Origin of the sequence: Pseudomonas sp. BF-B-26 (assembly GCF_019956495.1) — a bacterium.
In the GTDB taxonomy this organism is placed as follows: Bacteria; Pseudomonadota; Gammaproteobacteria; order Pseudomonadales; family Pseudomonadaceae; genus Aquipseudomonas.
The window spans coordinates 53,272-78,068 of sequence record NZ_JAHBDP010000071.1 but is presented as its reverse complement, the minus strand read 5'-3'; the positions used below and the strand labels follow the sequence as shown (position 1 = coordinate 78,068).

Sequence of the window (24,797 nt, the reverse complement as noted above, 5' to 3'; positions counted from 1 at the left end):
GATTTATCCCCGTCGGGCTGCGAAGCGGCCCCACCAGTTCATTCGCAACACGCACTTACAGGATTAACGACTGCTGCGCAGCCGAACGGGGATAAATCCCCTCGCCACACTTCGCCTGCTGCTAAAGGGGTCTGCTTGCGCAATTAACCCCGCATTAAGTCCCGTCTTTTTCCTGTCGATACAAGCTGTTACTGTACGGGCCACAAAGCCCAAGCCGCCTGGATCGGATCCCTGACTTGAAGTGTCCCCTCCTCCTGCTCCTGATCAGCCTGGCCTTGAGCTCCCCCGCAAGCGCGACGATCAGCGAAAGCCATGGTTATGCGCAGTTCGGCACGCTCAAGTACCCGGCCAGATTTACCCACTTCGACTGGGTCAACCCGCAAGCGCCCAAGGGCGGTACGTTGCGGGTGATGGCGTTTGGCACCTTCGATACGCTTAACCCCTACACGTTCAAGGGTTCAAGCCCGGTTTCCACGCCGAATTTCCTGCAATACGGCATCAACGAGCTCAATGAGCCGCTGATGGTCGGCACCGGCCAGTACGCGCCGTCCGGCGATGAACCCACCTCAAGCTATGGCCTGATCGCCCAATCCGTGGAATACAGCGAAGATCGCAGCTGGGTGGTGTTCAATCTGCGCCCCGAAGCACGTTTCCACGATGGCACGCCGATTACCGCCTATGACGTGGCGTTTTCCTACCGTTTGCTGCTCAAGGAAGGCCATCCGCAATACCGCACCAACCTTCAGGAAGTGTCGCGGGTCGACATCCTCAATCCGCAGCGCATCCGTTTCGTCTTCAAGCGCGCCGGCAATCCGTTGCTGATCTTGCGGCTGGGCGAATTGCCGGTGCTGCCCCAGCATTACTGGAAAGGTCGCGACTTCAAGGCCACCACCTTCGAACCGCCGCTGGGCAGCGGGCCGTATCGCATCACCTCGGTAGAGCCGGGGCGGCGGATCATTTTCGAACGGGTCAAGGATTACTGGGGCAAGGACCTGCCGGTCAATCGCGGCAAATACAACTTCGACCGCATGGAAGTCGAGTTCTACCGCGACAGCGACGTCGCGTTCGAAGCCTTCAAGGCCGGCGAATTCGACATCTATATCGAGCACCAGGCGAAGAACTGGGAAAACGGCTACAGCTTCCCGGCGGTGCGACGCGGCGACGTCATCAAGGCGCAAATCCCGCATCAGATCCCTACCCAGAGCCAGGGTCTGTTCATGAACACCCGGCGCCCCGCCTTCTCCGAGACCAAAGTCCGTGAAGCGCTGGGCCTGATGTTCGACTTCGAGTGGACCAACCGCACCCTGTTCAGCGGCGCTTACCAGCGCGCCATGAGCTACTACCCCAACAGCGAGTTCTCCGCGACCGGCCTTCCGGTCGGCCATGAATGGCTGATGCTGACGCCGTATCGCGAGCAGTTGCCCGCCAAGCTCTTCACCGAGCCGTTCAGCCTGCCGCAGACCCAAGGGCGCGGCATCCCCCGGGAAACCATGCGCAAGGCACTGGGCCTGCTTGCGGAGGCCGGCTGGAAGCTCAATGGCCAACACGTACAGAACGCTGCCGGGCAACCGTTGCGTTTGGAGATTCTGCTGGTCAACCCGAACCTGGAGCGCATCCTTCAGCCTTACGTCGAGAACCTCGCCAGCATCGGCATCGACGCTCGGCTGCGCACGGTCGATCGCGCCCAGTACAAGCAACGCCTCGATCAGTTCGATTTCGACATGATCCTGATGACCCTCAACCAGACGCTCAGTCCGGGCCTGGAACAATGGCAGTACTTCCACTCCAGCCAGGTCGGGGTCAAGGGCAGCAAAAACTACGCCGGTATTGCCAATCCGGTGGTCGATCATTTACTCGAACAATTGCTCGCCGCCCAGACCCGCGATGAACAGGTCGCCGCCGGCAAGGCCCTGGACCGGGTGTTGCTGTGGCAGCACTACATCATTCCCAACTGGTACCTCAATTATCACCGCCTGGCCTACCGCAACCGGTTCGCCTTCGTCACCACGCCGCCCTACACATTGGGCCTGAGCGCATGGTGGCTGAAATCTTCGGAGAAAGATCGATGAAACCCGTACGCACCCTGCTCTTGCAGGCCAGCGGTCTGTTGTTCGCCGGGCTGGCCTGTGCCGCCCCGCAACATGCCCTGACCCTGTACAACGAGCCGCCAAAATACCCGGCCGATTTCAAACATTTCGATTACGTAAATCCCGACGCACCCAAGGGCGGGATCTTCCGTCAGGCCGGTTTCGGTGGCTTTGACAGCCTCAATCCCTTCATCAACAAGGGTGTCGCCGCCGACGACATCAGCATGATCTACGACACCCTGGCCAAACAGGGCCTGGATGAACCGTTCACCGAGTACGGCCTGGTGGCCGGCAAGATTGAAAAAGCCCCGGACAACAGCTGGGTGCGTTTCTACCTGCGCCCCGAAGCGCGCTTCCACGACGGGCATCCGATGCGCGCCGAGGACGTGGTGTTCAGTTTCCAGACCCTGATCAAGGACGGCGCGCCGCTGTACCGCGGTTACTACAGCGATGTAGAGGAAGTGGTCGCTGAAGATCCGCTGACGGTGCTGTTCAAGTTCAAACACAACAACAACCGTGAGCTGCCGCTGATCCTCGGCCAGTTGCCGGTACTGCCCAAGCATTGGTGGGCGACGCGCGATTTCACCAAGGGCAACCTGGAAATGCCGTTGGGCAGCGGCCCGTACAAGGTCAGCGAAGTCAAGGCCGGGCGTTCGGTGCGCTATGAGCGGGTCAAGGATTACTGGGGCAAGGACCTGCCGGCCAACCGCGGGTTCTACAACTTCGACGTGATGACCACCGACTACTACCGCGACAACACCGTGGCCCTGGAAGCACTCAAGGCCGGGCAGTTCGATTACTGGCTCGAGATGGCCGCAAAGAACTGGGCCAATGCCTACAACATCCCGGCCGTCACCGAGGGCCGGTTGATCAAGGAACAGATCCCCAACGGCAACCCCACCGGCATGCAAGGCTTTGTCTTCAACCTGCGCCGCCCGGTGTTCCAGGACGTGCGCGTGCGCCAGGCCCTGACCCTGTTGCTGGATTTCGAATGGACCAACAAGCAACTGTTCAACGGCGCCTACGCGCGCACCCGCAGTTACTTCGAGAACTCGGAAATGGCTGCCAGCGGCCTGCCGGACGCCGATCAACTGGCGATCCTCGACCCGTTCCGCGGCAAGATTCCCGAGCAGGTGTTCAGCGAGGCGTTCCAGAACCCGGTGACCGACGCCAGCGGCATGATCCGCACCCAGCAGCGCAAAGCTTATCAACTGCTGCAAGAGGCAGGCTGGCGGATCGTCGATGACAAGATGGTCGACGCCAATGGCAAACCGGTGACCATCGAGTTCCTGTTGGCCCAGACCGAATTCGAGCGGGTGCTGCTGCCGTTCAAGCGCAACCTGAGCGACTTGGGCATCGACCTGGTGATTCGTCGGGTCGACGTCTCGCAGTACATCAACCGCGTGCGTTCCCGGGACTTCGACATGATCGTCGGCAGCTTCCCTCAGTCCAATTCACCGGGCAACGAGCAACGCGAGTTCTGGATGTCCGATGCCGCCGACAAACCCGGCAGCCGCAATTCCATGGGCCTCAAAGACCCGGTGGTGGACCAGTTGGTCGAGCAACTGATCAACGCCGATTCGCGCAAAAGCCTGGTGGCCCACGCCCGCGCACTGGACCGCGTGCTGCAATGGGGCTATTACGTGATCCCCAACTGGCACATCAAGACCTGGCGCGTGGCGTATTGGAACCACATCGGCCACCCGAAAATCTCCCCCAAGTACGACATCGGCATTAATACCTGGTGGGTCAAGCCCGATGCCAAACCTGCGGTAGAAGTCGAAACCAAACTGCAAGCCGACCCTGCGGGCACGGAGTAATCAGATGCTGGCGTATATTTTTCGGCGACTGCTGCTGATCATCCCGACCTTGCTCGGCATTTTGCTGATCAACTTTGTGATCATCCAGGCCGCTCCCGGCGGGCCGGTAGAGCAGATGATCGCCAAGCTCGAAGGCTTCGAAGGCGCCACCAGCCGCATTGCCGGTGGCGGTGCCGAAGTCTCGGTGGCGGGTTCCGCCTATCGCGGCGCCCAGGGCCTGGACCCTGCGCTGGTCAAGGAAATCGAGCACATGTACGGCTTCGATAAATCGGCGCCGGAACGGCTGTGGATCATGATCAAGAACTACGCGACGCTGGATTTCGGCGACAGCTTCTTCCGCGACGCCAAGGTCATCGACCTGATCAAGGAAAAGATGCCGGTGTCGATCTCCCTCGGGCTCTGGAGCACGCTGATCATGTACCTGGTGTCGATCCCGCTGGGGATCGCCAAGGCCACGCGACACGGCAGCCACTTCGACGTCTGGACCAGTTCGGCGATCATCGTCGGTTACGCGATCCCGGCGTTTCTGTTCGCCATCTTGCTGATCGTGGTGTTCGCCGGCGGCAGCTATTTCGACTGGTTCCCGCTCAGAGGGCTGACCTCCAACAACTTCGATGAGTTGAGCATGGGCGGCAAGGTGCTCGATTACTTCTGGCACCTGGCCTTGCCGGTGACGGCGCTGGTGATCGGCAACTTCGCGACCATGACCCTGCTGACCAAGAACAGCTTTCTCGACGAAATCAACAAACAATACGTGGTCACCGCCAAGGCCAAGGGCCTGACCAATCACCGCGTGCTCTACGGCCATGTATTCCGCAACGCCATGCTGCTGGTGATCGCCGGGTTCCCGTCGGCGTTTATCGGGATCTTCTTCACCGGTTCGTTGCTGGTGGAAGTGATCTTCTCCCTCGACGGCATGGGGCTGATGAGTTTCGAGGCGGCGATCAACCGCGATTACCCGGTGGTCTTCGGCACGCTGTTTATCTTCACCCTGCTGGGTCTGGTGGTGAAATTGATCGGCGACCTTACGTACACCTTTGTCGATCCGCGCATCGACTTCGAAAGCCGGGAGCATTGAGATGAACCTGTCCCCTCTCAACCGCCGACGTTTCGAACTGTTCAAGGCCAACAAGCGTGGCTGGTGGTCGCTATGGCTGTTTCTGCTGCTGTTCGGGCTGAGCCTCGGCGCCGAACTGATCGCCAACGACAAACCGCTGGTGGTGCACTACGACAATGGCTGGTACTTCCCGGCGCTCAAGCGTTACCCGGAAACCACCTTCGGCGGCGAATTCCCGCTGGAAGCCAACTACAAGAGCCCGTACATCCGCGAATTGCTCAAGGCAAAAGACGCCTGGGTGCTGTGGGCGCCGATTCCCTACAGCTATCAAAGCATCAACTACGACCTGAAAGTCCCGGCCCCGGCGCCACCCTCTGTCGACAACCTGCTGGGCACCGATGATCAGGGCCGCGACGTGTTGGCGCGGGTGATTTACGGCTTCCGGATTTCGGTGCTGTTCGCCCTGACCCTGACCATTCTCAGCTCGATCATCGGCGTGATTGCCGGAGCCTTGCAGGGTTTCTACGGCGGCTGGGTGGATTTGGCCGGGCAGCGTTTTCTGGAGATCTGGTCCGGGCTGCCGGTGCTGTACCTGCTGATCATTCTCGCCAGTTTCGTCCAGCCGAATTTCTGGTGGCTGCTGGGGATCATGCTGCTGTTCTCGTGGATGAGCCTGGTGGACGTGGTCCGCGCCGAATTCCTGCGAGGACGTAATCTGGAATACGTGCGCGCCGCGCGGGCGTTGGGCATGCAGAATGGTGCGATCATGTTCCGCCACATTTTGCCCAACGCCATGGTCTCGACCATGACTTTCATGCCGTTCATTCTGACCGGCGCCATCGGCACCCTGACCGCTCTCGACTTTCTGGGCTTCGGTTTGCCGCCTGGCGCACCATCCCTTGGTGAGCTGGTGGCCCAGGGCAAATCCAACCTGCAAGCGCCGTGGCTCGGCATGAGCGCGTTTGCCGTGCTGGCGTTGATGTTGAGTTTGCTGGTGTTCATCGGCGAGTCTGCTCGCGATGCCTTCGACCCGAGGAAGTGAAATGAATCAGGACAATCTGATCGAAGTGCGCGACCTGGCCGTCGAATTTGTCGTCGGCGAGCGCGTTCAACGGGTGGTCGAAGGCGTGAGCTTCGATATCAAGCGTGGCGAAACCCTGGCGCTGGTGGGCGAAAGCGGCTCCGGCAAATCAGTGACCGCTCACTCGATCCTGCGGCTGTTGCCCTACCCGCTCGCCCGGCATCCGTCCGGGACCATCGAGTACGCCGGGCAAAACCTGCTGAGCCTGAAAGAGAAAACCATCCGCCACATCCGCGGCAACCGGATCGCGATGATCTTCCAGGAGCCGATGACCTCGCTCAATCCGCTGCACTCGATCGAGAAGCAGATCAACGAAGTGTTGGGCATCCACAAAGGCCTGATCGGCAAAGTCGCGACCCAGCGCACGCTGGAGCTGCTGGAAATGGTCGGCATCCCGGAGCCCGAGAAGCGTCTCAAGGCGCTGCCCCATGAATTGTCTGGCGGCCAGCGTCAGCGAGTGATGATCGCCATGGCCCTGGCCAATGAGCCGGAATTGCTGATCGCCGACGAGCCAACCACCGCGCTGGACGTCACCGTTCAGCTGAAAATCCTCGAATTGCTCAAGGAATTACAGGCCCGGTTGGGCATGGCGCTATTACTGATCAGTCACGATTTGAACCTTGTGCGAAGAATTGCGCATCGCGTATGTGTCATGCAGCGCGGTTGCATCGTCGAACAGGCATCGTGCGAAGAGTTGTTCCGCGCACCGCAGCATCCGTACACTCGGGAACTGCTGGCAGCGGAGCCCAGCGGCAAGCCAGCGACCAATGTGATCGGCCCGCCCTTGCTGCAAGTCGAGGACCTGAAAGTCTGGTTCCCGATCAAGAAAGGCTTTCTGAAAAAGACTGTCGACCACATCAAAGCGGTGGACGGAATCAATTTCAGCCTGCCTCAGGGCCAGACCCTGGGGATTGTGGGAGAAAGCGGTTCGGGCAAGTCGACACTGGGTTTGGCGATTTTGCGGCTGATCGGCAGCAAAGGCGCCATCCGTTTTGAAGGCAAGCAGCTAGACTGCCTGACGCAGCAACAGGTTCGACCGCTGCGGCGGGAGATGCAGGTGGTGTTTCAGGACCCGTTCGGCAGCCTGAGCCCACGGATGTGCGTGAGCCAGATCGTCGGCGAAGGCCTGCGGATCCACAAGATGGGCACCGAGGCGGAACAGGAACTGGCGATTATTGCGGCACTCAAGGAGGTAGGTCTGGATCCGGAAACCCGGCACCGCTACCCCCACGAATTTTCCGGCGGGCAACGGCAGAGAATCGCCATTGCCCGGGCATTAGTGCTAAAACCGGCGTTGATTCTGCTGGACGAGCCGACATCGGCCCTCGACCGGACAGTGCAACGCCAAGTGGTGGAGCTTTTGCGTTCGCTGCAAACCAAGTACAACCTGACGTATCTGTTTATCAGCCATGACCTGGCTGTCGTCAAAGCGCTGAGCCACCAGCTGATGGTGGTCAAGCAAGGCCAAGTGGTCGAACAGGGAGACGCGCAAAGTATTTTTGCGTCGCCCAAACATCCGTATACACAGCAGTTGCTGGAAGCCGCTTTCCTGGCCCCAGCCACTGCGCAATAACCTGAAAGAGAGGAGCAACACATGGGTTTTCTCGCCGGTAAGCGCGTACTGATCGTCGGTGTCGCCAGCAAGCTGTCCATCGCATCCGGCATCGCTGCCGCCATGCATCGCGAGGGCGCTGAGCTTGCCTTCACTTATCAGAACGACAAACTCAAGGGTCGTGTCGAAGAGTTCGCACAAAGCTGGGGCTCCAACCCTGAGCTGTGCTTCCCGTGCGACGTGGCCAGCGATGAAGAAATCGCCAAGGTCTTCGTTGAGCTGGGCAAGAAGTGGGACGGCCTGGACTGCATCGTGCACTCCGTCGGCTTTGCCCCGGGCGACCAACTGGATGGCGACTTCACCGAAGCCACCACCCGTGAAGGTTTCCGCATCGCTCACGACATCAGCGCCTACAGTTTCGTGGCCCTGGCCAAAGCCGGTCGCGAAATGATGAAAGGCCGCAACGGCAGCCTGCTGACCCTGTCGTACCTGGGCGCCGAGCGCACCATGCCGAACTACAACGTGATGGGCATGGCCAAGGCTTCCCTGGAAGCTGGCGTTCGTTACCTGGCCGGCTCCCTGGGCCCGGACGGCACCCGCGTCAACTGCGTATCGGCTGGCCCGATCCGCACCCTGGCCGCTTCCGGCATCAAGAACTTCCGCAAGATGCTGGCTGCCAACGAAGCGCAAACTCCGCTGCGTCGTAACGTCACCATCGACGAAGTCGGCAACGCCGGCGCCTTCCTGTGTTCGGACCTGGCGTCCGGCATCAGCGGCGAAATCATGTACGTGGACGGTGGTTTCAACACCACGGCCATGGGCAGCCTCGAAGAGTAATCTTCGGTCAGCCAAATAAAAAACCCGCCTCTTCAGGCGGGTTTTTTTATGTCTGCGATTTGAGACCTGACGCAGACCCCCTGTGGGAGCGGGCTTGCTCGCGAAGGCGTCGTGTCAGACGACATCAATGTTGAATGAACAACCGTATTCGCGAGCAAGCCCGCTCCCACAGGGGTTGTGGTTTAGCTTTCGATTTGGGTGAGACACTGGGCAAACAGCTGCTGGATCGGCTGTGTGCGCTGGCTGTAGCGCTGCAACAGGACGATCTCGCGGAAGAACGTCAGCTCGCCCAACGGGATGATCCGGACCTTCGCCCCATGCTCAAGCCAGAGCCCCGCCTCGGGTAACAGCGACACTCCCAACCCGCATTCAACCATCTTCACGATGGCTTCCAGCTCATCCAGCTCCAAAGCCACCTGCACATCAATCTGCTGCTCACGCAAAAAACGAGTCACCAGTCTTCCACCGAACGAATTGCGGTCGTAACGCACATGCGGATGGCTCGCGAGGATCTGCAACGGCTCATCGCCTTCGAGGTCCGTCGGCACGATCAATACAAACGGTTCCTTGCGGATGACCTGCGCTGACAGTTCCTTGGGCAACTCGAACGGCGGTTTGATCAGGATCGCCAGATCCACCTCACCGGTGTCCACCTGGCTCAACAGGTTCAGCGACACGCCGGGCACCAGTTTCGGTTCCAACAACGGTGCCTGTTGCCTCAGCCGCAGCAACGCCTGGGGCAGCAGTCCGGTCTGGGTCGTGGCCACCGCGCCTATTTTCAACTCACCGCGATACTCGCTGACATCATCGCTGACCGCCATGCGGCTGAAGGTCTCAAGGATCTCCCGCGCCATCGGCAACGCGCGCTGGCCCGCCGCATTGAGAATCGCCTGACGTCCGGTGCGGTCGAACAAGCGAATACCCAGGGCCTGCTCCAGATTGCGCATCTGCGCGCTGACCGCCGACTGCGTCAGCCCGACGTGCATCCCGGCCGCCGCGAACGTGCCATAGCGCGTGACGGCAATGAAGGTTTTCAATTCGCGCAACATAGACGTTCTCGATTGATCGAAATAATTTGATCTCGACGCAAAAACTATCGTCTTTCAATCAAAAAGCACAGCGCTAAACTCAGGCTGAATCCAGACAGCCGAGGCACATCCGATGCAACTCTCCCCTTTCCACTTGGCCATCCCGGTCTACGACCTGACTGCCGCACGCAATTTCTATGGCGAGGTGTTCGGCCTGGAAGAAGGTCGCTCAAGCGATCATTGGGTCGATTTCAATTTTTTCGGCCATCAGTTGGTCATTCACCTTGCGCCGAAAAACCCCTCTCAAGAAGCCGCTCACACCAATGCCGTCGACGGCCACAACGTGCCAGTGCCGCATTTTGGTGTGGTCTTGGGGATGGACGAATGGGAGGCTCTGGCCAAACGCCTGAAAGCCCTCGATACCCGATTCGTCATCGAACCGGGCATTCGCTTTCAGGGATTGGTGGGTGAGCAAGCCACGATGTTTCTCTTCGACCCTTGCGGCAATGCGCTGGAGTTCAAGGCGTTCAAGGACATCACTCAGTTGTTCGCCAAATGATCCGCCCCGTCCCGGATGCCACGGCCCTCAGTCAGTCCGTGATCAAGGGTGAGACGTCCGCCGCCGCCATCGCCGAAACGGTCCTTGAGCGCATTCAGGCGCTGGAGCCGGACATCCAGGCCTTCGTCTCGTTCGATGCCCGAAAAGTACGCACCGATGCTGCGTTGCACAACAGTCGTGGCTTGCTGGCCGGGGTCCCGGTAGGGGTGAAGGATGTCTTCGACAGTGCCGACCATCCGACCCAATTCAACTCGCCCATCTATGCCGGTCATCAACCGGCCCGGGATGCCCATGTGGTGACCCTGCTGCGCCAGGCTGGCGCGCTGATCATGGGCAAGACCCACACCACTGAATTTGCGTACATGCACACCGGCCCGACCCGCAACCCGCATGACCCGGACCGCACGCCGGGCAGCTCCAGCGCCGGTTCGGCGGCCGGGATGGCAGCGGATTTCTTTGCGGTGGCGCTGGGCACCCAGACGGCCGGTTCACTGCTTAAACCGGCGTCCTATTGCGGTCTGTTCGCGTTCAAACCGTCGTTTGGCCTGGTCTCGCTGGAAGGCGTAAAGCCGCTGGCGCCGAGCTTCGACACCGTAGGCTGGTACGGTCGCTCGGTGCGGGATCTGCACTTGGTGGCGCGGGTGTTGATTCCAGGTTTTGCAGTGCCTGAGGTTGAACCACGCCCTCTGCAATTGGGCTTCTATCGCACAGCGCGCTGGGATCAGGTCGACCCCGAGGTGGCCAACGCCCTGGAACAGGCCGTGGACCACTTGCGCAGCGCCGGCCATCAGGTCGACGACGTGCAACTGCCGGATGAGTTTGCCGGGGTATTCGACGATCACCTGTTAATCAACGACTGCGAAGGCGCCCGCTCTCTGGCGAAGGAGTTTCAGGGACACCGCGCATTGTTAAGCCCTTCGACCCTGGCAATGTTCGACCGGGCGGCGGCGACCACCTGGGAACAGGAGTCCGCTGCCAAGGCCCGGTTGGCGGCGCTTGCACCGCGCCTGAATGAACGGTGCCAGCCCTACGACGCGATGCTCGGCCCCTGCTGCGGGATGATCGCGCCGGTGGGCTTGGAAAGCACCGGGCCCTCGGATTTCATCAAGTTCTGGGGCGCGTTTGGCTGGCCGCAGGTGAATATCCCGCTGGTTCGCACAGAAGGATCGATGCCGATCGGTTTACAGATGATCGGTCGGTTCCGAAATGACGGTTCGTTGCTACGGGTGGCCGAACGGGTCGCTGCCGATTTGCTCACTGACCGCGGCCAGTAAACCCTCGGCCGTCTCGTGAAGCGCAGGATGAAACTCGATCTGATCGACGCTGTAGTGGATGTCATAACCGCGATGCACCGTGGCATTGCGCTCTTCGAGTATTTCTTCGAGTATTTCTTCGAGTCGCGCCCTGATCGCGGGTATTTCCACAACGCTTGAGCCGGTCAGCAACGCGACGAATTTGTCGCTGCCCCACCGGCCGATCACATCGCTCTCGCGAAAGGCAATGCGCAGCACATCAGCAAAGGTTTTCAGGGCGTTATCGCCTTCGGCACGACCATAGAGATAGTTGATGTGTTTGAAGTCATCAATATTGAAGAGCAGCAGCGTCGCTGGCTTTTTCAGCTGTTGGCAGACATCCAGCCCTTGTTGGGCCAGCGCTGTAAAACCGTGTCGGTTGGAGAGCAGGGTCAACTCGTCCATGCTCGCCATTTGCACGCCCATCAGCTCCTCCTCGGCCTTGCGGGCCAAGTCACGCAGCAGCTCGCGCTCCTGCAGTGGCGTGCGCAACGGGTCGGCGCACGCGCCTGGTTTTACCGGTTTGCCTGGGATCAGCATTTCTCACTCCATTGGCGGGTATATTTCTTAGAGTCGTCCATACCCGCTTTGACTCCCTGTTAACGGACCGCCGGTCAGCTACCCGCGACCGGACATGGCCCTCCCGCGTCAGCCCAAAGCTTGAACTGGGTGACGAAAATGTCGTGCGGCACCGGCACCGGCGCCCTTCCCTGACCCGGATTCCAGCCCCAGAGCACCAATTTGTCGTCGCTGACATGCTTGATCAGCGCGGCGAAATCGCGGTCACCGTTGCTGGAACGGTCCTTGATCATTGCGCACAATTTATCGGCCGGCAGACCGATCCAGGCCATTTTGTGCGCGGCGGGCGGCAAGCTCCAGTGCGGCGCCCCTGGCGGTGCGTGAGGGCCGTAACTGGCCGGCGGATTACGCTCGGCGTGACAGGTAGCGCAGGGCAAACCCGCCGCGCCCTTGCCGTCCATGCCCCGCACGACGTTCATCGCGTGAGGGATCCCGGCGTCGAACTGCAACGGCGAATCGCCGGGGATATGGCAGTTCTGGCAGCGTGGGCTCTGGAAGACCTTTTGCACGGTATCGAACGCCTTGATCGCTTCCTTATCGTCAGCGAACAGGTCTTCGGCGTAGCCGATCAGGCCGATCAACACCACTGCGCCAAGCATCAGATGTCGTCTCATCTCACACCCCCGACAGTTGCAGCGGCAGTTCCCGCAAGCGTTGGCCGGTCAGGGCGAACACCGCGTTGGCCACTGCCGGCGCCGTGGGCGGCACACCGGCCTCACCGATGCCGCCGGGTTTGTCACTGCTGGGGACGATATGCACCTCTACCACCGGCATCTCGTTGAGCCGCAGCACTTGATAGTCATGGTAATTGGATTGCACCACCTGCCCGTTCTTGAAGGTCAGTTTGCTGTGCAAGGTAAATCCGAGGCCGAAGGTGATGGCCGATTCCATTTGCGCCGCGATGCTCATCGGGTTGACCGCAATGCCGCAATCCACCGCACACACCACCCGATGCACGCGAATCGCCAGGTTGTCCTGGGACACCTCAGCCACGTGGGCAACATAGCTGCCGAAAGACTCATGCACCGCGACACCCAACGCATGGCCGTCCGGCAGTGGCGCCTTCCAGTTGGCTTTCTCGACGGCCAGGTTCAGCACGCCAAGATGCCGTGGATGATCCTTGAGCAAGGTTCGTCGGTATTCGACCGGATCCTTGCCGGCCGCCTCTGCCAGTTCGTCGATCAGCGACTCCATCACGAACGCGGTGTGGGTGTGCCCCACCGAACGCAGCCAGAGCACGCGGATGCCGGTTTGCGGCGAATGCAGATCAACCTGGTGATTCGCCAAACCCTCAAGGTACGGACTGTCGGCGACCCCTTCGACAGAGGTCTTGTCGATGCCATTCTTGACCATGGTCGCCTCGAATGACGTGCCCGCCATGATCGACTGCCCGACCATCACATGCTTCCAGGCGATCGGCAGGCCGCCGGCATCGAGGCCGATGCGGGCCTGATGGAGGAACGCCGAGCGGTAGTAGCCACCGCGAATGTCGTCCTCCCGGGACCAGACGGTTTTTACCGGTGCACCCGCGGCCTTGGCGACTTCCACGGCTTCTGCGACAAAGTCCGAGGTCGGATTGGCCCGGCGACCGAAACCGCCGCCGAGAAACTCGGTATGAATCTCCACCTGCTCGGGTTTGAGCCCGGTGATTTTCCCGGCGACCATTTGATCCAGCGTCTGGAACTGGGTGCCGGTCCAGATTTCGCATTTGTCCTGGGTGATTTTCACTGTGCAGTTGAGCGGTTCCATCGGCGCGTGGGCCAGGTACGGCACGCTGTATTCGACATCAATGGTCTTCGCCGCTTTACCCAGACCTGCCGCGACATCACCGGCCTGACTGGCCGAAACGCCAGGGGTGGCGGCGAGCTTGCGGAAGCTTTCCAGCAGCGCCTGGCTGTCGAGCCCGGTGTTCGGCCCCAGGTCCCAATCGACCTTCAACGCATCGCGCCCCAGCTTCGCCGCCCAGTAATGATCGGCAATCACCGCCACCCCGGTGGGCACCTGCACCACTTTGTGCACGCCCGGAATCGCCAGCGCTTCGGCGCCTTCGAAGGATTTGACGCTGCCACCGAACACTGGCGAACGCGCGACCATGGCGGTCATCAGGCCGTCGAACTGCACGTCCATGCCGAACGTGGCACGGCCGGTGATTTTCTCCGGGGTGTCCAGGCGCTTGGTCGGTTTGCCGATGATTTTCCAGTCCTTGGACTCCTTGAGCTTGATCGACGCCGGATCCGGCACCGGCAGTTTGCCGGCGTCATCGGCCAGTTCACCGTAGGTAGCGCGTTGGTCACCGGCAATCACCACACCCGACTCAGTGCGAATCCCGGAGGGTGCGACGTTGAAGCGTTTGGCCGCCGCGTCGATCAACATCAAACGCGCCGCTGCCCCGGCCTGACGGTAGCGATCGAACTCCATCCAGGTCGAGGTCGATCCACCGGTGATTTGCATCCCGCCAAACCCGGCCAGGCCATACTCGGCGGCCGAAGCCGGTGCATGTTCGACGCGGATCTTCGACCAGTCGGCGTCCAGTTCTTCGGCGATCAGCATGGTCAGGCCGGTCCAGATGCCCTGGCCCATTTCCGAATGGCCGAGCAGCATGGTGACGCTGTCGTCATTGCCGATCCGTAAAAACGCATTGGGCGCGAATACATTGCCTTGATTCTCGGCGCCCATGGCAAAGCGATGGCCACCGGGGATGACAAACGCCACCACCAGGCCACCGCCCAGCACCGCGCTGCCCTTGAGGAAACCGCGGCGTGACAGAGGATTGAGGCTGTTCATTGTTCGGACTCCTGTCAACGTGGCATCAACCGATCTCGGCGGCGCGTTTGACCGCTGCGCGGATCCGCGGGTAGGTGCCGCAGCGACAGATGTTGCCGGAGAGCGCCTGATCGATGTCGCTGTCGGTGGGCTTGGGAATTTTCGCCAGCAACGCGGCGGCCGACATGATCTGCCCGGACTGGCAATAGCCGCACTGCACCACATCGAGTTCGGCCCAGGCTTGTTGCACCGGGTGCGAACCGTCGCTGGACAGGCCTTCGATGGTGAGGATTTTTTGCCCATTGGCCACGGCTGTGGCGGGGGTGACGCAAGAGCGTAGCGGCGCGCCGTCGACGTGCACGGTACAGGCGCCACACTGGGCCATGCCGCAACCGAATTTGGTGCCGGTCAGGTGCGCGACATCGCGCAGGACCCATAGGAGCGGCATGTCTGCGGGGACATCCAGCGCCTGGTCCTTGCCATTGATGTTGAGGGTCAGCATTGCGAATTTCCTCAGATTCACGGTGTTCTGAAAGGGCTCTCTCCGGCCTCCGCCGTTACGCCCTTTGTAGGAGCCGAGCTTGCTCGCGATGAACGATAACGCGGTGTGCCAGACCTGACGCCATCGCGAGCAAGCTCAGCTCCTACAAGGGCAGTGTTATCCCTACAGCTAAGCGCAAATTGCCGGGCGAGACCGGTTCATCGACCACCGGTCACATAAAGAAGACTGAAGTAACTCGGTTGGGGGCTTAGAAGTCGGTGGACACCGACAGCTCACGCCACGTCTGCAACTCCTCAGCGACGAAGGTGTTCTTGGCTTCGATCGCCGCGACACAGTCGCTGCCCAGCGGCAAGCGCAGCGGGGCTTTTTGCGCTTGCACCAGGGTGATCATGGCCTGGGCGAGCTTGTCCGGATCGCCAGGCTGATTCAGGGTCACGGCCTTGGCAATTTTGCGCACCTCACCCGCCGTGCTGTCGTAGTCAGCGATCGAAGCCGGGGATTCGACCAGCGAATTGCCTTCGAGGAATTCAGTCCGGAAGTAGCCGGGCTCGACAATGGTCACGTTGATGCCCAACGGTGCCAGCTCGGCGTGCAGCGCCTCGCTCAAGCCTTCGACGGCAAATTTGGTCGAGCAATAGACGCCAAAGCCCGGCCCCGACCTGTAGCCGCCCACCGATGAGAGATTGATCACATGTCCACGGCGAGCGGCGCGCATGTGCGGCAGGACGGCGCGCGTGACATTCAGCAAGCCGAAGACGTTGGTTTCGTACACGCGGCGCACTTCATCGGCGCTGGCTTCTTCCACCGCGCCGAGCACGCCGAAACCGGCGTTGTTGACCAGCACGTCAATGCGCCCGAAGTGCTCGATGGCCGCGTTGGCGACCGCAATACTCTGGGCTTCGTTGGTCACATCAAGGGTGGCGGCCAGCAAACCTGGCCGCTCGCCAAAACGCTGGGTGATGCTGTTGGCGTCACGGGCGGTGGCGACCACCGCGTCGCCATTGGCCAGCGCGGCGGCAGCGATCTTGGCGCCGATACCGCGAGAAGCACCGGTGATGAGCCAGACACGTTTGAAGTGTTGGGAAGTGGTCATGATCGCGAATCCTTGTAGGTCGTTGGGGTAAGCACAAGGTACGCAGGAACATTGGTCGGAAAAATGCCCTCGTGTTACAAGCACTATGAAACGCTCTTTCATAATGGCGCCGATATGAATCACGACCCTTTCGACGGTTTGACCGAGTTTCTTGCGGTCGCCGAGCACAAAAGCTTCACCCTGGCCGCGACTCGGCTAGCCGTTACGCCCACCGCCGTCAGCCATGCGATCAAGCTCTTGGAACGACGCACCGGCGTGCTGCTGTTTCAGCGCACCACACGCCGAGTGGCGCTGACCGAAGCCGGCGCCAGTCTGTTTGCCCGCTTGCGTCCGGCGGCCAGTGAAATCGATGAAGCGCTGGCGGTGCTCAGCGGTTTCCGCGATCAGCCCATGGGCACGCTGCGACTCACGGCCCCAAGATTGTCCGGGGCCTTGTTGATGGAGCCGCTGATTCCGCTGTTCCGCGAGGCCTACCCGCAAGTCACCCTCGATATTTCCCTGGACGACGCCACGGTCGACCTGATGGCCGGCGGCTTCGATGCCGGGATTCGCCTGGGAGAGTCGATAGAAAAAGACATGGTCGCGGTGCGCCTGACACCTGACCTGCAATGGTCGGTGGTGGGCTCCCCGGCGTACTTCGCCAAGGCTGGAAAACCGGACAGCCCGGAAGACCTGACCCGACATGAATGCATTGGCTTTCGCTTCTCGACCTCCGGCAGCGCGCACCGCTGGGAGTTTCGCCGCGAGGGTCGGGACTTCACCGTGGGCGTCGAGGGCGGCGTAATCGTCAATGACCGCCGGTTGTTGGTGGCGGCCGCTCGCAGCGGTTCGGGCCTGGCCTACGCCTGTGATCTGGAAATTGCCGAAGAGTTGGCGGATGGACGCCTGGAGCGGGTGCTGCAGCCCTTTGTGCCACTCAGCTCGGCGCTGTACCTGTACTTCCCCAGCCGTACCCAGACGCAGCCAAAACTGCGGGCCTTTATTGATTTGGCCACCCGTTGGATCGCTGAAAAAGGTGGCCTGGGCCGCAACTGAACCGTCGCCTTCAGGCCTCACGACGCCGACCAGACCTTTGTCCAGCCGATGTTGCGCCGGAAGACGACACCATCAAGGTTGTTTCACGTAAGCCGCGCTGTACTTCTGATACTCACCAAAACCGGTCACTTCTGCGGCGCCGTTGAGCAATTGCAGGCGAAACAGCGGGTCGCCCTCGGGGTCCAGCGCTATGACGAGGTTGCCGGCGAGCAACGGGTACTGATGATGGACTTCAACGGGCGGATCCTTGAGCTGAAAAATGCTCAGGTTGATGTCTGCCATCTCGGGGCCGTTATCGATCGCCGGCACTACTTTGAGGGTCAGCTCGCCAACACGTCGATCCTGGACATTGCTCACGAGGTAGCGCCCTGCTCGCTGACTGTCTGCTACCCGCTCAAGTTTTTGCGCGGCCACCTTGAACGCGGCCGGCCTGACATTGATGCTCAATTGGCGGGAACCGTTGATCCACGTGCCGGTCTGGCTGCCCTGCTCGTTCGGCGTGCCTTCGACGAACCAGTTGCCGATCATCTGACCGTCGTCGTCCAGTTCACGCAGAACGATTCCGCCCTCTTCATAGGTATTGCCCACCAGCCGGATCGGTTGGCCGCTGCCGGTCTTGCTGTAGCGAACTTCCCCGACGTAGACATCACCCTGACGTTGCCACCACAGCTCAACGGGGATCTTGTTATCAAGGGTGCCGCGCAACATGACCGGCGCTTCACCGACGGGCCCCTCGAGTCGACGACGCTCCGTCCATTGGCCGGACTTCAGTTCACGATTGGTGACGTCCACATAGCCATAGGGCATGAACGGGCTGGCTTGCGAGGGCTTTTGCACCACCTCGGTTTTCTCGGCCACCTTCACAGGAAGGTTGTCCTGTATTTGCCAGGTCGCGCTCTGGCGCCAGCAGCAACCGCTTTTGGACTGGGTATGCAGGCTTTTGGTGACAGGATCGATGCCGAACATGCCCAGATTTTCGTCACGGGTCAGAGCGGAGAAGGAGGTGCTCAACACGAGCGTCGGACTCTGGGGATCGAACAGATAGATGTCGTAGGAAGGGCCGCCATAGCCTGCATTATTGCCGTTGCGTACGGCCAGATCTTGTTGCCCGTCGAAATTGAAATCGCCGAACAACAGCAGATTTTGATCGGCATACGCCAGGTTCCGGTCGAACTCCGAAGCTTTTCGGCCTGGCTTGAACAGGGCGAACGCTTCGGCTGACTCGATGCGCTGCACCACCTGCCCACCGGCCCTTTTGCGCAACGTAATCAGCGCAGGAGCGCCGTCGAAAGTCTGGGTGGGCGGCTGTGCAAACTGCACATCGATGACGTATTTCTTCGCGGGGTCCGTGAGGTGATACGTCAACGGCCCAGCGTTTACAGCAGCGGCAGCCAGCAGACAGGAAACAGCCAGTAATCGGGAGGTAACCATGATGCAGAGCGTCCTTGCGGCAAACCAGGTCGGCAAGTCTAGCGGCTATCGGGTCATGCCGACATGTTTGATTCCATTGCCCAGGGAAACTCTTTCAACTTGTCGATCTACGGTACGGCCAGACGACCCGAGGCTGACTACGCTGAAAGTCCAGCCTGAGTAATCCGTAGAGGAGCTAAACCATGCACCGCGTTCAAAAACTCACGCCCTGCCTGTGGTTCGACGATCAAGCCGAGGAGGCCGCGAAGTTCTACTGTGCGATCTTCGATCATTCGAAAATCAGCGCCACCACCCACTACGGCAAGGCCGGTCAGGAGATTCACGGCAGGCCCGAAGGTTCGGTGATGACGGTCAGTTTCGAGCTGGACGGACAGAGTTTTACCGGCCTCAACGGCGGTCCGATATTCAAGTTCAATGAAGCGGTTTCATTTCAGGTCAATTGCCATACCCAGGAAGAAGTCGACCACTTCTGGGGGCGCCTGTCCGCGGGTGGTCCCGTTGAGGCCCAGCAATGCGGCTGGCTCAAGGACAAATTCGGCGTGTCGTGGCAGATCGTACCGGTGGCCCTGATGGACATGATGAAAGACCCTGACACGGCAAAATCCCAACGCGCCATGGCGGCGATGTTGCAGATGAAAAAACTCGATATCGCAGCGTTGCAACGAGCCTTTGACGGCGAGAGCTAATACACTTCGACGCTGACCTGCCGAGGACGCTGACCATGAAGCCCGCCGTTGCCAAAGACGCTGACAAAGCCCCGCGCTTCTGGCGCGACGACGCCCTGCCCTTCATCGAAGCCCGTTCCATCGCCGACGGCCGCGAGGTCTGTTACACCCGGCATTCTCACGAGCACTTTTCCATCGGTGCGATCACGGCCGGGCGCAGTACCTACCTCCACGAGCAATCGCAATTCCAGGTCAGTGCCGGCACCGTGGTGCTGATGAATCCCGGTGATGTCCACGCCTGCAATCCCATCGATGACCAACCGTGGTCGTACCTGATGCTGTACGTCGAGACGCCGTGGCTGACCGACTTGCAGCATCAGCTCGGCTTCAGCCAGGACTTGGCGTTCCGCCGGTTTTCCATCACCCACACTCACGACAGTGATCTGTATGCCGGTCTGAAAAGTGTGTACGACGTGTTGGTCGATGCGCAGCAAGACGTGTTGCGCAAGCAAAGCGCGGCCGTGGAGTTTTTCACCGACGTACAGCAGCGGCTCAATCCGATCGACCCACCGCTGCGCGAGCCCAATTTCAAACTGGAACGGGCCGCCGAGTACATCCGCGACAACTGCACGCAACTGCTCAAGCTCGAAGACATTTGCGAGGCGGCTCAACTATCGCCGTCCTACCTGATCCGTGCGTTCAAGCAGCATTACGGCATGACGCCCCACGCCTTTCTGGTCAACCGGCGTATCCAGTTCGCCCGCGATCAACTGCGCAGCGGCAAGTTGATCGCCGATGTCGCGCTCGAAGCCGGGTTTGCTGATCAGGCGCATTTTCAGCGTGCGTTCAAACAACATCTGGCGGCGACACCGGGACAGTATCGCGGCTGACTCCAACGACGCGATCCCTGTGCTTAAGGTATCAACAGGTACACCGCACTCACCGCCAGCAACAACGCCATACTCCGATTGAACAGACGCATGCCCGCCGGGTTACTCAGATAGCCGCGTAAAAACGTCCCGGCATAGGCCCAGCAGCCGACGGACAGGTAGCAAATCACCAGATACACCGCCGCAAACTGCCAGACCAGCCGCGCCTCGCCATCCGCCACAAAAGCGCCCATCCCGGCCACGCAGGCCAGCCAGGCTTTCGGGTTGAGCCATTGCATGACCGCGCCGTACAACATAGACGGCGCACGGCCTGACTCCTTCGCCTGCAGATCACCCTTGTCGGCGGCTAACTTGAAGGCCATGTACAACAGGAACGCCACCCCCGCCCATTGCACCCCCAGCGTCAGCGCTGGCCAGCGCTGCAACACCTCATGCAGCCCTAATCCCATCAACACCAACAACACGACGAAACCCAGCGTCGCCCCGGCCACATGCCGTTGACTGGCGCGGAAACCAAACTGCGCGCCGGAACTCAACGCCACAATGTTCACCGGCCCTGGCGTTATCGAGGCCACCAGTGCAAATGCCGCCATCGAAATAATCAGACTCATCACAGACCTTCTTCAATTCAGTTGAACGAGGCCTCAAGGTAAAGAGCGACCTGAGGGCTGTATTGAACAAAACACCCCTCAGCTGTACCGCGACCGCCGTCCACCACTGTATGGGTCAAGCCACCCCGGGCCTGTGATAAAAATACCGTTCCCGCTTTTGGAGCCCCGCCATGGACCTCGCGACCCTCACCCTGTTTCTTCCCGCCTGCTTCGCCCTGAACATGGCGCCCGGGCCGAACAACCTGTTGTCGGTCAGCAACTCGACCCGCTACGGCTATCGCATCGCCTGTGTCGCCGGGATCGGTCGGCTGTTCGCGTTCGCCGGCATGATCGCCCTCGCGTCGGCGGGGCTGGCGGTGGTGCTGCAAACGTCGGAATTGTTGTTCTACGGGATCAAGATTCTGGGGGCGGCGTACCTGCTCTACCTCGCCTGGCAATTGTGGCGCGCCGATCCCGGGACGGAAAACGTGGTGGCGGGCGCGCCGGTGGGGATGTTGGCGTTGGCGCGGCAGGAGTTCCTGGTGGCGGCCGGTAATCCGAAAGCGATCCTGATCTTCACCGCGTTCCTGCCGCAGTTCGTCGACTCGACCCAAGCCGTATCGCCGCAATTCGCCGTGTTGGGCGCGTTGTTCCTGGTGCTGGAATGGATCGCCATCGGTGCCTACGCCTACATGGGCCTGCACATGCGCCGCTGGTTCGCCGAACCCCGGGGCAAGCGGATGTTCAATCGTTGCTGCGCGGGATTGTTGTCAGCGGCGGCTTCGGTGTTGCTGATGGCGCGCCGTGCGTGAGGTTATGGGTTGACTGGATGCCACGCAGGTTCAAACTGCGTTTCATCCCGTCTCAAAACCCAACGAGCCTTGAATGAACCTGAACATCGTCTACGCCCTTGGCGCTGCCGCGCTTTTTGGCGCGAGTACGCCATTGGCCAAGTTGCTGGGCCTGAACCTTTCGCCGATCCTGCTGGCCGGCTTGTTGTACCTGGGCAGCGGCCTGGGCCTGACACTCGTCAGACTGTTGCGTGACCGAGGCTGGCAGCCCAGCGGGCTGAAATCGTCGGAGTGGCCATGGCTGATCGGTGCCATCGCTTTTGGCGGCGTGCTCGGGCCGGTGGCGCTGATGTTCGGTTTGACCCTGACCTCCGGCGCCACGGCCTCGCTGATGCTCAACCTCGAATCGGTATTGACCGCCGTGCTGGCCTGGGTGGTATTCAAGGAGAACGCTGACCGACGCATCGTCGCCGGAATGCTGGCAATCGTCGCCGGTGGCTTGCTGCTGGCCTGGCCCCAGAACCCGGCGCAATCACAGGGCTGGATCGGACCGTTGGCGGTAGCGCTGGCCTGTGTGTGCTGGGCGATCGATAACAACCTGACGCGCAAGGTATCGGCTTCGGATGCGCTGTTTATTGCCGGCATCAAGGGGTTGGTCGCCGGGGTGGTGAACTGTTCTCTGGCGCTGCTGCTCGGCGCAACACTGCCGCACATGACGGTGCTGGGGCCTACGTTGATCGTGGGTTTCCTGGGGTATGGCATCAGCCTGGTGTTGTTCGTTCTGGCACTCCGGGGCCTGGGCACTGCGCGCACTGGCGCCTACTTTTCCACGGCACCTTTCCTCGGCGCGGCAATCGCCATCCTGCTGCTGAACGAACCCGTCACGCTGACATTTTGGGCCGCTTCGCTGTTGATGGGCCTTGGGGTATGGATTCACCTCAAGGAAAGTCATGCCCATGAGCATCAACATGAGGCGCTCAAGCATGCTCATCGCCACGTGCATGACGAGCATCATCAACATGAACATTCATTCCAGTGGGACGGGACCGAACCCCACAGTCACGAACATCAACACACGCCGCTGCACCACAGCCATCCACATTTTCCGGACATCCATCACCGACATAAGCATTAGGCAGCCCTCATGACGAATGGCTGGAATTCTCTGTCGATTTTCCGGTGGAGGCGCTGGGCGACGCGGCTTATGCTCGGCCCATGAACCTACAAAACGCTTTGCTTCCGCCTCACGCCGAGATGGTTCGCGCCATGCTCGAACGAGACACCGCCTACGAGGGGGTGTTCTTTACCGCGGTCAAAACCACCGGCATCTTCTGTCGCCCCAGTTGCACGGCGCGCAAGCCGAAACCGGAGAACGTCGAGTTCTTCGCCCATGCCGATGAGTGCATGTCCGCGGGCTATCGCGCCTGTCTGCGCTGCAAACCACTGGACGCGGCGGCCATCGCCCCAGACTGGGTGCAGCGGCTGCTCAAATCGGTGGATGCCGACCTCGAGCAGCGCTGGACCGATGCGCAGCTGCTGGCCGAAGGCATCGAACCGCTGAAACTGCGCCGCTGGTTCAAGCAGCATTTCGGCATGACCTTTCACGCCTGGCTGCGCACCCGACGCCTCGGCATGGCGTTGGGCGGGATCAAACAGGGCGACTCCATCGACAACGCGGCGTTCGACTCGGGCTACGAGTCCCTGAGCGGGTTTCGCGATGCGTTTCAAAAGTCCTTCAACATCACACCCGGCCGCGCCGCCAACAGCGAGCCGCTGCTGTTCACTCGCCTGACCACACCACTGGGGCCGATGATCGCCATGGCCGAACGACGCGGGCTGGTCCTGCTGGAGTTTCTGGATCGGCCAGCGCTGACCAAGGAAGTGGAAGAATTGCAGAATCGATACGGCTATGCCGTCGCGCCAGGACATAACGCGCATTTGCAGCAGATTGAAGCCGAACTGACGCAGTATTTCGCCGGCAAACTCACTGACTTCAAGGTTCCACTACACTTGCCTGGCAGCGATTTCGCCCGACAGGTCTGGGCCGAACTGGCGAAGATCCCGTACGGCCAGACCAGCACTTACGGCGCCATTGCGGCGCTATTGGGCAAACCCGGCGCCAGTCGCGCCGTGGGCCTGGCCAACGGACATAACCGTCTCTCGATTGTCGTGCCCTGTCACCGGGTGATCGGCACCGACGGCTCGTTGACCGGCTATGGTGGAGGACAACCGCGCAAGGCGTTCTTGCTCAGGCTGGAAAAAGCGGCGGTGCAGATCACGCAACCACTCGCATTCTGATCATTTGCAGGTTTCTCAAAAAGTCATAAGGAAGGACATTCGATGGACACGCCATTTCACCAACTGCACCACGACGGCTTGCTGATCCTCACCAATGTCGCCGATGCCGCCGGGGCGCGCATCGTGGAACAGTTGGGCTGTAAAGCCGTCGCCACCAGCAGCGCGGCAGTCGCCTGGGCTCACGGTTATCCGGACGGCAACGCCCTGCCCCTTGAGCGTCTGGTATCGACGGTCGAGTCCATCGCCCGGGTGATCTCGGTGCCGTTGACCGTGGACATCGAGGCCGGCTATTCCGATGACCTGACGCGGGTGGCCCAAGTGATTGATGCCGTCATCGCGGCCGGCGCGGTGGGGATCAACATCGAGGACGGTGCTTCCCCGCCCGAGCTGTTGGTGCGCAAGATCGAAGTCGCTCGTCAGGTGGCCGAACGTCGCGGCGTGAAGCTGTTTATCAATGCCCGCACCGATGTGTACCTCAAGAGTCTGGTGCCCGCCGAAGATCGCGTGGCCGAGACGCTCAAGCGCGCCGCGTTGTATCAGGCGGCCGGTGCCGATGGTTTGTTCGCGGCTGGCGTCACGGCTGAGTACGAGATCGCTGCGCTGTGCCAAGGCACTCCGTTGCCGTTGAACGTCCTCGGGCTCCCCGGCTTGCCATCGCCTGAAGAGCTGAAAGCCCTCGGCGTACGCCGTTTGAGTGCAGGCTCGCGCATTGCTGAGTTTCTGTATGGCGCCATGGGCGCACTGGCCAAGAGCTTTCTGGAAACAGGGACACTCGACAGCCGTGACCTGAAGGCCCTCACCTATGGTGAAGTGAACGCCCTGTTGGCGCCGTCCGGGAAAGCTTGAG

23 protein-coding genes are annotated in these 24,797 nt (G+C 60.8%); 15 read left to right on the top strand and 8 right to left on the bottom strand.

All coding sequences use genetic code 11. The annotated features are described in order from the left end of the window. The first annotated feature begins 236 nt into the window (after nucleotides 1-236). Genes KGB03_RS14350 through fabI form a run of 6 tightly spaced genes read left to right on the top strand, consistent with a single transcriptional unit; the run spans nucleotide 237 to nucleotide 8,434 of the window. Nucleotides 237-2,069, top strand: a complete 1,833-nt coding sequence (locus tag KGB03_RS14350) for an extracellular solute-binding protein (RefSeq protein ID WP_223527342.1) — start codon at nucleotides 237-239, stop codon at nucleotides 2,067-2,069. Next, nucleotides 2,066-3,907 (top strand): extracellular solute-binding protein, encoded by a 1,842-nt coding sequence (locus KGB03_RS14345; RefSeq protein ID WP_218537896.1) that lies wholly within the window; start codon nucleotides 2,066-2,068, stop codon nucleotides 3,905-3,907. Before KGB03_RS14350 ends, KGB03_RS14345 begins: the two co-directional genes overlap by 4 nt. Nucleotides 3,908-3,911: 4 nt before the next feature. Further along, complete coding sequence (locus KGB03_RS14340) at nucleotides 3,912-4,985, top strand: microcin C ABC transporter permease YejB (RefSeq protein WP_008152088.1); 1,074 nt, start codon at nucleotides 3,912-3,914, stop codon at nucleotides 4,983-4,985. A 1-nt stretch (nucleotide 4,986) separates the two neighbouring features. Beyond that, nucleotides 4,987-6,006, top strand: a complete 1,020-nt coding sequence (locus KGB03_RS14335) for an ABC transporter permease (protein ID WP_008152087.1) — start codon at nucleotides 4,987-4,989, stop codon at nucleotides 6,004-6,006. A 1-nt stretch (nucleotide 6,007) separates the two neighbouring features. Then, a complete protein-coding gene (locus KGB03_RS14330; protein WP_111452298.1) occupies nucleotides 6,008-7,618 on the top strand; it encodes an ABC transporter ATP-binding protein in 1,611 nt (536 codons plus the stop codon). Between the two features lie 21 nt (nucleotides 7,619-7,639). Then, nucleotides 7,640-8,434, top strand: a complete 795-nt coding sequence (gene fabI, locus KGB03_RS14325; RefSeq protein WP_111452297.1) for an enoyl-ACP reductase FabI — start codon at nucleotides 7,640-7,642, stop codon at nucleotides 8,432-8,434. A 182-nt stretch (nucleotides 8,435-8,616) separates the two neighbouring features. Here fabI and KGB03_RS14315 read toward each other — a convergent pair whose 3' ends face one another. After that, nucleotides 8,617-9,483, bottom strand: coding sequence for a LysR family transcriptional regulator (locus KGB03_RS14315; RefSeq protein WP_223527341.1), 867 nt, complete (start codon nucleotides 9,481-9,483; stop codon nucleotides 8,617-8,619). A 112-nt stretch (nucleotides 9,484-9,595) separates the two neighbouring features. On the opposite strand from KGB03_RS14315, the gene KGB03_RS14310 reads away from it, so the two are divergent. Both KGB03_RS14310 and KGB03_RS14305 read left to right on the top strand, forming a co-directional pair. Continuing rightward, nucleotides 9,596-10,021: a VOC family protein gene (locus KGB03_RS14310; RefSeq protein WP_218537893.1), complete on the top strand. Its 426-nt coding sequence runs from the start codon at nucleotides 9,596-9,598 to the stop codon at nucleotides 10,019-10,021. Then, nucleotides 10,018-11,295: an amidase gene (locus tag KGB03_RS14305; protein WP_223527340.1), complete on the top strand. Its 1,278-nt coding sequence runs from the start codon at nucleotides 10,018-10,020 to the stop codon at nucleotides 11,293-11,295. The genes KGB03_RS14310 and KGB03_RS14305 overlap by 4 nt, the downstream gene beginning before the upstream one ends. Here KGB03_RS14305 and KGB03_RS14300 read toward each other — a convergent pair. The 5 genes from KGB03_RS14300 to KGB03_RS14280 all read right to left on the bottom strand — a co-directional run bounded on the left by KGB03_RS14300 (nucleotide 11,242) and on the right by KGB03_RS14280 (nucleotide 16,250). After that, nucleotides 11,242-11,853, bottom strand: coding sequence for a GGDEF domain-containing protein (locus tag KGB03_RS14300; RefSeq protein WP_223527339.1), 612 nt, complete (start codon nucleotides 11,851-11,853; stop codon nucleotides 11,242-11,244). The two genes, KGB03_RS14305 and KGB03_RS14300, sit on opposite strands and share 54 nt — an antisense overlap. 74 nt (nucleotides 11,854-11,927) lie before the next feature. Beyond that, nucleotides 11,928-12,506 (bottom strand): hypothetical protein, encoded by a 579-nt coding sequence (locus tag KGB03_RS14295; protein ID WP_218537890.1) that lies wholly within the window; start codon nucleotides 12,504-12,506, stop codon nucleotides 11,928-11,930. Between the two features lies 1 nt (nucleotide 12,507). Beyond that, complete coding sequence (locus KGB03_RS14290) at nucleotides 12,508-14,676, bottom strand: xanthine dehydrogenase family protein molybdopterin-binding subunit (protein WP_223527338.1); 2,169 nt, start codon at nucleotides 14,674-14,676, stop codon at nucleotides 12,508-12,510. A 25-nt stretch (nucleotides 14,677-14,701) separates the two neighbouring features. Continuing rightward, a complete protein-coding gene (locus tag KGB03_RS14285; protein ID WP_223527337.1) occupies nucleotides 14,702-15,157 on the bottom strand; it encodes a (2Fe-2S)-binding protein in 456 nt (151 codons plus the stop codon). 247 nt (nucleotides 15,158-15,404) lie between these two features. Further along, nucleotides 15,405-16,250, bottom strand: a complete 846-nt coding sequence (locus KGB03_RS14280) for an oxidoreductase (protein ID WP_223527336.1) — start codon at nucleotides 16,248-16,250, stop codon at nucleotides 15,405-15,407. Between the two features lie 114 nt (nucleotides 16,251-16,364). Between KGB03_RS14280 and KGB03_RS14275 the strand changes: the two genes are divergently transcribed. Beyond that, nucleotides 16,365-17,285 (top strand): LysR family transcriptional regulator, encoded by a 921-nt coding sequence (locus KGB03_RS14275; protein ID WP_223527335.1) that lies wholly within the window; start codon nucleotides 16,365-16,367, stop codon nucleotides 17,283-17,285. Between the two features lie 72 nt (nucleotides 17,286-17,357). Here the strand turns inward: KGB03_RS14275 and KGB03_RS14270 are convergent, their stop codons facing one another. After that, nucleotides 17,358-18,716, bottom strand: a complete 1,359-nt coding sequence (locus KGB03_RS14270; protein ID WP_223527334.1) for an XAC2610-related protein — start codon at nucleotides 18,714-18,716, stop codon at nucleotides 17,358-17,360. A gap of 182 nt (nucleotides 18,717-18,898) precedes the next feature. Between KGB03_RS14270 and KGB03_RS14265 the strand changes: the two genes are divergently transcribed. Together KGB03_RS14265 and KGB03_RS14260 are read left to right on the top strand one after the other, a co-directional pair. After that, nucleotides 18,899-19,402: a VOC family protein gene (locus KGB03_RS14265; protein ID WP_111452287.1), complete on the top strand. Its 504-nt coding sequence runs from the start codon at nucleotides 18,899-18,901 to the stop codon at nucleotides 19,400-19,402. 35 nt (nucleotides 19,403-19,437) lie between these two features. Beyond that, nucleotides 19,438-20,271, top strand: a complete 834-nt coding sequence (locus KGB03_RS14260) for an AraC family transcriptional regulator (RefSeq protein WP_223527333.1) — start codon at nucleotides 19,438-19,440, stop codon at nucleotides 20,269-20,271. 23 nt (nucleotides 20,272-20,294) lie between these two features. Here KGB03_RS14260 and KGB03_RS14255 read toward each other — a convergent pair whose 3' ends face one another. Then, nucleotides 20,295-20,882: a LysE family translocator gene (locus KGB03_RS14255; RefSeq protein ID WP_218537883.1), complete on the bottom strand. Its 588-nt coding sequence runs from the start codon at nucleotides 20,880-20,882 to the stop codon at nucleotides 20,295-20,297. Between the two features lie 170 nt (nucleotides 20,883-21,052). Between KGB03_RS14255 and KGB03_RS14250 the strand changes: the two genes are divergently transcribed. The 4 genes from KGB03_RS14250 (at nucleotide 21,053) to KGB03_RS14235 (ending at nucleotide 24,796) form a co-directional block, all read left to right on the top strand. Then, a complete protein-coding gene (locus tag KGB03_RS14250; RefSeq protein ID WP_192409490.1) occupies nucleotides 21,053-21,673 on the top strand; it encodes a LysE family translocator in 621 nt (206 codons plus the stop codon). Between the two features lie 73 nt (nucleotides 21,674-21,746). Then, on the top strand, nucleotides 21,747-22,787 hold the full coding sequence (locus KGB03_RS14245) for a DMT family transporter (protein ID WP_223527332.1): 1,041 nt from the start codon (nucleotides 21,747-21,749) through the stop codon (nucleotides 22,785-22,787). A gap of 80 nt (nucleotides 22,788-22,867) precedes the next feature. Next, nucleotides 22,868-23,950, top strand: coding sequence for a bifunctional transcriptional activator/DNA repair enzyme AdaA (locus tag KGB03_RS14240; RefSeq protein ID WP_223527331.1), 1,083 nt, complete (start codon nucleotides 22,868-22,870; stop codon nucleotides 23,948-23,950). 42 nt (nucleotides 23,951-23,992) lie between these two features. Continuing rightward, complete coding sequence (locus KGB03_RS14235) at nucleotides 23,993-24,796, top strand: isocitrate lyase/phosphoenolpyruvate mutase family protein (protein ID WP_218537880.1); 804 nt, start codon at nucleotides 23,993-23,995, stop codon at nucleotides 24,794-24,796. Nucleotide 24,797 lies beyond the last annotated feature (1 nt).

Bases quoted from the DNA above. Each gene is read 5' to 3' on its own strand.
- KGB03_RS14345 (WP_218537896.1), top strand. From the start codon at position 2,066: ATGAAACCCGTACGCACCCTGCTCTTGCAGGCCAGCGGTCTGTTGTTC.
- KGB03_RS14340 (WP_008152088.1), top strand. From the start codon at position 3,912: ATGCTGGCGTATATTTTTCGGCGACTGCTGCTGATCATCCCGACCTTG.
- KGB03_RS14335 (WP_008152087.1), top strand. From the start codon at position 4,987: ATGAACCTGTCCCCTCTCAACCGCCGACGTTTCGAACTGTTCAAGGCC.
- KGB03_RS14330 (WP_111452298.1), top strand. From the start codon at position 6,008: ATGAATCAGGACAATCTGATCGAAGTGCGCGACCTGGCCGTCGAATTT.
- fabI (WP_111452297.1), top strand. From the start codon at position 7,640: ATGGGTTTTCTCGCCGGTAAGCGCGTACTGATCGTCGGTGTCGCCAGC.
- KGB03_RS14315 (WP_223527341.1), bottom strand. From the start codon at position 9,483: ATGTTGCGCGAATTGAAAACCTTCATTGCCGTCACGCGCTATGGCACG.
- KGB03_RS14310 (WP_218537893.1), top strand. From the start codon at position 9,596: ATGCAACTCTCCCCTTTCCACTTGGCCATCCCGGTCTACGACCTGACT.
- KGB03_RS14305 (WP_223527340.1), top strand. From the start codon at position 10,018: ATGATCCGCCCCGTCCCGGATGCCACGGCCCTCAGTCAGTCCGTGATC.
- KGB03_RS14300 (WP_223527339.1), bottom strand. From the start codon at position 11,853: ATGCTGATCCCAGGCAAACCGGTAAAACCAGGCGCGTGCGCCGACCCG.
- KGB03_RS14295 (WP_218537890.1), bottom strand. From the start codon at position 12,506: ATGAGACGACATCTGATGCTTGGCGCAGTGGTGTTGATCGGCCTGATC.
- KGB03_RS14290 (WP_223527338.1), bottom strand. From the start codon at position 14,676: ATGAACAGCCTCAATCCTCTGTCACGCCGCGGTTTCCTCAAGGGCAGC.
- KGB03_RS14285 (WP_223527337.1), bottom strand. From the start codon at position 15,157: ATGCTGACCCTCAACATCAATGGCAAGGACCAGGCGCTGGATGTCCCC.
- KGB03_RS14280 (WP_223527336.1), bottom strand. From the start codon at position 16,250: ATGACCACTTCCCAACACTTCAAACGTGTCTGGCTCATCACCGGTGCT.
- KGB03_RS14275 (WP_223527335.1), top strand. From the start codon at position 16,365: ATGAATCACGACCCTTTCGACGGTTTGACCGAGTTTCTTGCGGTCGCC.
- KGB03_RS14270 (WP_223527334.1), bottom strand. From the start codon at position 18,716: ATGGTTACCTCCCGATTACTGGCTGTTTCCTGTCTGCTGGCTGCCGCT.
- KGB03_RS14265 (WP_111452287.1), top strand. From the start codon at position 18,899: ATGCACCGCGTTCAAAAACTCACGCCCTGCCTGTGGTTCGACGATCAA.
- KGB03_RS14260 (WP_223527333.1), top strand. From the start codon at position 19,438: ATGAAGCCCGCCGTTGCCAAAGACGCTGACAAAGCCCCGCGCTTCTGG.
- KGB03_RS14255 (WP_218537883.1), bottom strand. From the start codon at position 20,882: ATGAGTCTGATTATTTCGATGGCGGCATTTGCACTGGTGGCCTCGATA.
- KGB03_RS14250 (WP_192409490.1), top strand. From the start codon at position 21,053: ATGGACCTCGCGACCCTCACCCTGTTTCTTCCCGCCTGCTTCGCCCTG.
- KGB03_RS14245 (WP_223527332.1), top strand. From the start codon at position 21,747: ATGAACCTGAACATCGTCTACGCCCTTGGCGCTGCCGCGCTTTTTGGC.
- KGB03_RS14240 (WP_223527331.1), top strand. From the start codon at position 22,868: ATGAACCTACAAAACGCTTTGCTTCCGCCTCACGCCGAGATGGTTCGC.
- KGB03_RS14235 (WP_218537880.1), top strand. From the start codon at position 23,993: ATGGACACGCCATTTCACCAACTGCACCACGACGGCTTGCTGATCCTC.